The sequence below is a fragment of the Aestuariispira insulae genome, assembly GCF_003385955.1.
Classification (GTDB): Bacteria; Pseudomonadota; Alphaproteobacteria; order UBA8366; family Aestuariispiraceae; genus Aestuariispira; species Aestuariispira insulae.
Window position 1 is genome coordinate 1 of sequence record NZ_QRDW01000031.1, and the last position, 4,136, is coordinate 4,136.

General features: G+C 51.1%; 6 protein-coding genes. 2 read left to right on the forward strand and 4 right to left on the reverse strand.

What is annotated here, in order from left to right; genetic code table 11:
• Positions 1 to 540 (forward strand): SLC13 family permease (locus DFP90_RS22420; RefSeq protein ID WP_181905526.1); only part of this gene is annotated, 540 nt, incomplete at its 5' end.
• An 18-nt stretch (positions 541 to 558) separates the two neighbouring features.
• Here DFP90_RS22420 and DFP90_RS22425 read toward each other — a convergent pair.
• The 4 genes from DFP90_RS22425 to DFP90_RS22440 all read right to left on the reverse strand — a co-directional run bounded on the left by DFP90_RS22425 (position 559) and on the right by DFP90_RS22440 (position 3,278).
• Positions 559 to 828, reverse strand: coding sequence for a hypothetical protein (locus tag DFP90_RS22425; RefSeq protein WP_115939696.1), 270 nt, complete (start codon positions 826 to 828; stop codon positions 559 to 561).
• Positions 829 to 896: 68 nt separating this feature from the next.
• The gene (gene hflC, locus DFP90_RS22430; RefSeq protein WP_115939697.1) at positions 897 to 1,877 is read right to left on the reverse strand and encodes a protease modulator HflC; all 981 of its coding nucleotides are present in this window, start codon (positions 1,875 to 1,877) and stop codon (positions 897 to 899) included.
• Positions 1,874 to 2,938, reverse strand: coding sequence for an FtsH protease activity modulator HflK (gene hflK, locus DFP90_RS22435; protein ID WP_218044780.1), 1,065 nt, complete (start codon positions 2,936 to 2,938; stop codon positions 1,874 to 1,876). Before hflK ends, hflC begins: the two co-directional genes overlap by 4 nt.
• A 103-nt stretch (positions 2,939 to 3,041) precedes the next feature.
• Complete coding sequence (locus tag DFP90_RS22440) at positions 3,042 to 3,278, reverse strand: hypothetical protein (protein ID WP_115939699.1); 237 nt, start codon at positions 3,276 to 3,278, stop codon at positions 3,042 to 3,044.
• Positions 3,279 to 3,483: 205 nt separating this feature from the next.
• On the opposite strand from DFP90_RS22440, the gene DFP90_RS22445 reads away from it, so the two are divergent.
• A partial coding sequence (locus DFP90_RS22445) for a Crp/Fnr family transcriptional regulator (RefSeq protein WP_245957152.1) occupies positions 3,484 to 4,136 on the forward strand: 653 nt, incomplete at its 3' end.

Consider the following 4,136-nt stretch of genomic DNA (forward strand, 5'->3'; position numbering starts at 1 on the left):
TCTCTTGGGCTTTTGCCAATTTCCGTTACCGCAATTGCCGGTGTTTCCCTGATGCTCGTTACCCGTGTCCTCACCCTGAAACAGGCGAGCAGAGCGCTGGACAGCAAGATCTTCATGATGGTAGGGGCCTCATTGGGACTTGGCACCGCAATGCTGGAAACGGGCGCTGCGGCCTATCTTGCCGAATATGTGATCAGCTTTGCCGGGCCGGCTGGCCCCGCGGTCGCACTCTCTGCCTTGTTCCTGGTTGTGGCGCTTCTGACCAATGTACTATCGAATAATGCCACGGCCATTCTGTTCACACCGATCGCTCTAGGTTTGGCACAGGGACTGCAGGCTGAGCCCTTGCCATTCGTGCTGGCGGTGTTGTTTGGGGCCAACTGCTCCTTCGCGACACCCATCGCCTATCAAACCAACCTGTTGGTGATGGGCCCCGGCTATTATCGTTTTGCAGATTTCCTGCGTGCCGGCGGACCGCTGGTCATTCTTCTGTGGGCGGTCTTCAGTGTTTTCGTGCCCTGGTACTATGATCTGAGCTGAGGAATGTTCCTGTGACGATCACATACGGGCGACCACTGCATTGTCGCGGTCAATGGCATCATCCATTAAATGGGGCTCAACGATAAGGGTCATGCCCATGGCAATGTTTTCACTGGCATTCGCCATATGAAGAAGCACTTTCTTGCGTCGATATACCGGAAAAGAAATACCGGCTAACAGTTCATAATCCGTTTCTATCCAATAAGTGCCGGGCGGATAAGAAATCTCACTGTCACCTATAGAAAATGGAAATCTGAAAGTGACCATTGTTTTTTCGATTTTGGACATTGTCTCGACTCTCTTTCTTAGATTGCTGACATCAACAATATTGGGCTGTAAATTTTTTATGGATTTAGTCATGGTGCCTTGCTGCCGGCGGGATCCATTTTTTTCAGGAATTTGAAAAGATCGCTGTCGGTGGAAAGGACAATCGTCGTGTTGTCCGCCATCAGTGTTTCATAGGCCTGCATCATGCGCGTAAACTCAAAAAATTCGATGGATTCAGCACTATGGTTATAGGCTTGTGAGTAGATTTCCGCGGCTTTTGAATCCGCGAGGCCCCTGATCGTCTCCACCTCCAGATAGGCTTCGGACTGGATCTTGTTCAGGTCACGCACCCGGTTCCCCCTGATCCTTGCTGCCTCACCGTTGCCTTCGGAAAGAAATCTCTCTGCGATCTGACGGCGTTCGCTGATCATCCGGTCATAGATCTTGGGCCGGACACTCTCGTTGTAGTTTATCCGCTTGAAGCGGATGTCGAGCAATTCAATACCAAAGACCCGGATCTTCTCGGCACCTGCGGTGAAAATCTCCTGCTCCACCAATTTACGGCCCTTCTGGATCGGTACCAGGGTTCCGATCCGCTGTTCCCGTTCCGCATCAGTCAGCAGATTGTCGCGTAATGGCACCCGATCCCGCATGGTACGGATGATTTCAATCAGTTCATGCTTGGCAACCGCATTCCTGGTCTCGCTCCCCAGAATATCATCAAGGCGTGATTGTGCGCTGCGTTCGTCCCTCAAACGCAGGAAATACTGCAACGGATCGACAATTCGCCAACGGGCAAACAGATCGACTGAAATATAGAGTTTGTCCTTTGTCGGCATATCCGATGGGCGCCCATCCCATTCTAAAACCCTGCGATCAATCGAATTAACATCTTGAATGAAAGGCAGCTTGAATTTCAGACCGGCTGTGGTGATCGGGGCACCGACAGGCTTGCCAAACTGGGTTATGATCGCCTGCTCAACCTCGCTGACGGTATATAGTGCACTCGACATGCCGATAATGCCGGAGAGCAGTATCGCAGCAGCGCTTATAACAAGGATTTTGTTCATTCTTTTACCTCCTTCCGCAGGTTAAGGTCGAGCAGTTGAAGGAGGTTTTGCGCCTGCTCATCGACAATTACCTTCGAGCGCAGACCGGGCAGGATTTTCTGCAGGGTTTCGATATACAGGCGGCGGCGGGTGACTTCAGGTGCCTTCTGATATTCTTTCAGCACAGCCTGAAACCTTGCCGCATCCCCTTCCGCTTCGTTGACCCTTTTCAGCCGATAACCGTCAGCCTCACGGATCCGCTGATCCTTTTCTCCCAGCGCCAGTGGTATAACCTTGTTGTAATCCCTGCGCGCCTCGTTAATGAGCTTCTCTTTTTCCTGCTGGGCTTGGTTCACCTCGTTGAACGATTCCTGCACAGGCTGTGGTGGGTTGATATTCTTTAACTGCACCTGATCGATGCTGATCCCCATCGCATATTTCGTGGCCAGTGACTGCATCTTGGTCAGTGCCTCTGATTCAATCTCTTGCCGCCCGATGGTGATCACCTCATCCACTGTGCGGTCTCCGACGACTTCACGCATGACCGATTCCGAGACATATCGAAGGGTCTCATTCGGCTCTCTGACCTCAAAAAGGAAGTTCTGGGGATTGGAAATACGGTATTGGACCACCCATTCCACCAAAGCGGCGTTGAGATCGCCGGTGACCATTTGGGTTTCACGGATTGCGGTTTGTTGTGATGGGCCCTGGAAGCTGTTTTCCCTGTCCGGTGTGACGAAGCCAAACTCCTGTTTCAACTGCCGTTTCACTGGAACAATGGTGGTGCTGTCGACCCCCAACGGAATTCTGAAATGCAGGCCCGGCGGAACTTCCTTGAGGTACTTGCCGAAGCGCTGAACAATCGCAACAGAATCGCTGGGCACCGTGTAATAGGCTGACCAGGCAGTCCAGGCCATCAGGATTAGAACAAGAGCCAAGGCTATGCTTTTATAGCCTCCACCCGGCAGAAGCTGCCTCAGTTGATTCTGTCCTGAACGAATCCACTCTTCCGGATCAATGTCCGGCTTGTGCGGGTGCCCCCAGGGACCACCCGGACCACTATCATTTCCTTGCATGGGCATCGTTTGCCTCTCAATATCTAGTGCAGCCGGATTCCTTCCCGGACAGAGTGACTAGGGCGCAGAATTCCGTTCTCCTTGAAACTCACAGCCGCCTCATAGAGGCTCATAAGTGGCGGGTCGAGTTTCGACCGGCGGCAATCTCTTCAATCAATTTGGCGGCTGATTTATGTAAGTCACTGTCTGAAGACATCTCAGCAGCGTTCACATGGGTGCTGACCGCATCCGTCAGCAATCCGTTTATCTGTTCTTTGGTAAGGTTCCCGCTTTCCTTAAGGCAGAGTAATAGGGCTTCGCAGATCGTAAGAGCGGCAGCACCAGAAATTTCCGCTTTGGTATGCATAAGGATTTCTCCAATCTTGGGATCTACATTGTTATGCTTCAAATTAGGCGAAACCCTCTTAATCAGGCCAGAATTCTGCCATTGTACTGTATTTCGGGCACGCGACATGAACATGGATTAGTCTGGGGTAGGATTTTCGACCTATAGTGTTCATCTGTCCGCTCAGGACGAGATAGCAGATATTCATGATTTATGGAGAGCAAAAGTGGCACATAGTAGCCTATCTCCGATCGCCATGAAGCTTGCCACTTTTTTTGAACTTAAGGAAAAAAGCACAAGATTATTGGAGAAGCTTCAGCGTCCATGCCGGTCCGTGGAAGCGGGCAAGAGTCTTTCATTGCAAGGAGCAAGCGATCATAAGGCCTTCATACTTCGAAAGGGCTGGGTCTATTCCTACAAACTGCTGAAGGATGGTTCGAGACAGATTATCGATTTTCAAATTCCCGGTGATTTTCTGGGCTTGAGAAGTTTGCTGTTGAGGACATCTGACCACAGCTTTGAGGCGGTTACCCGGATCGAGATTTCAGAGATCTCGAAAAAAGATATTAGGCGTTGTTTTGAGGAAGACCCCCATCTTGCTGCCTCTCTGCTTTGGGCAGCATCCCGGGATGAAGCCATGGTTGTGGAGCATCTCATCAATATCGGCCGCAGGAGCGCGCTGGTGCGGACCGCGCATTTTCTGCTTGAACTTGGAGTCAGGCTTCAATTGGTTGGGATGGCGGATCTCTCTGGGTATCGATGCCCGCTCAATCAATATCTGCTTGCGGATGCGTTGGGGTTAAGCGCCATTCATCTTAACCGTTGTCTCAGGAAACTGAGGGAAGATAATCTCTTAACCTTCCAAAGCGGAAAAGTGAC

Excerpts from the sequence above, each read along its gene's own strand:
- DFP90_RS22425 (WP_115939696.1), bottom strand. The coding sequence starts at position 828 with ATGTCCAAAATCGAAAAAACAATGGTCACTTTCAGATTTCCATTTTCT.
- hflC (WP_115939697.1), bottom strand. The coding sequence starts at position 1,877 with ATGAACAAAATCCTTGTTATAAGCGCTGCTGCGATACTGCTCTCCGGC.
- hflK (WP_218044780.1), bottom strand. The coding sequence starts at position 2,938 with ATGCCCATGCAAGGAAATGATAGTGGTCCGGGTGGTCCCTGGGGGCAC.
- DFP90_RS22440 (WP_115939699.1), bottom strand. The coding sequence starts at position 3,278 with ATGCATACCAAAGCGGAAATTTCTGGTGCTGCCGCTCTTACGATCTGC.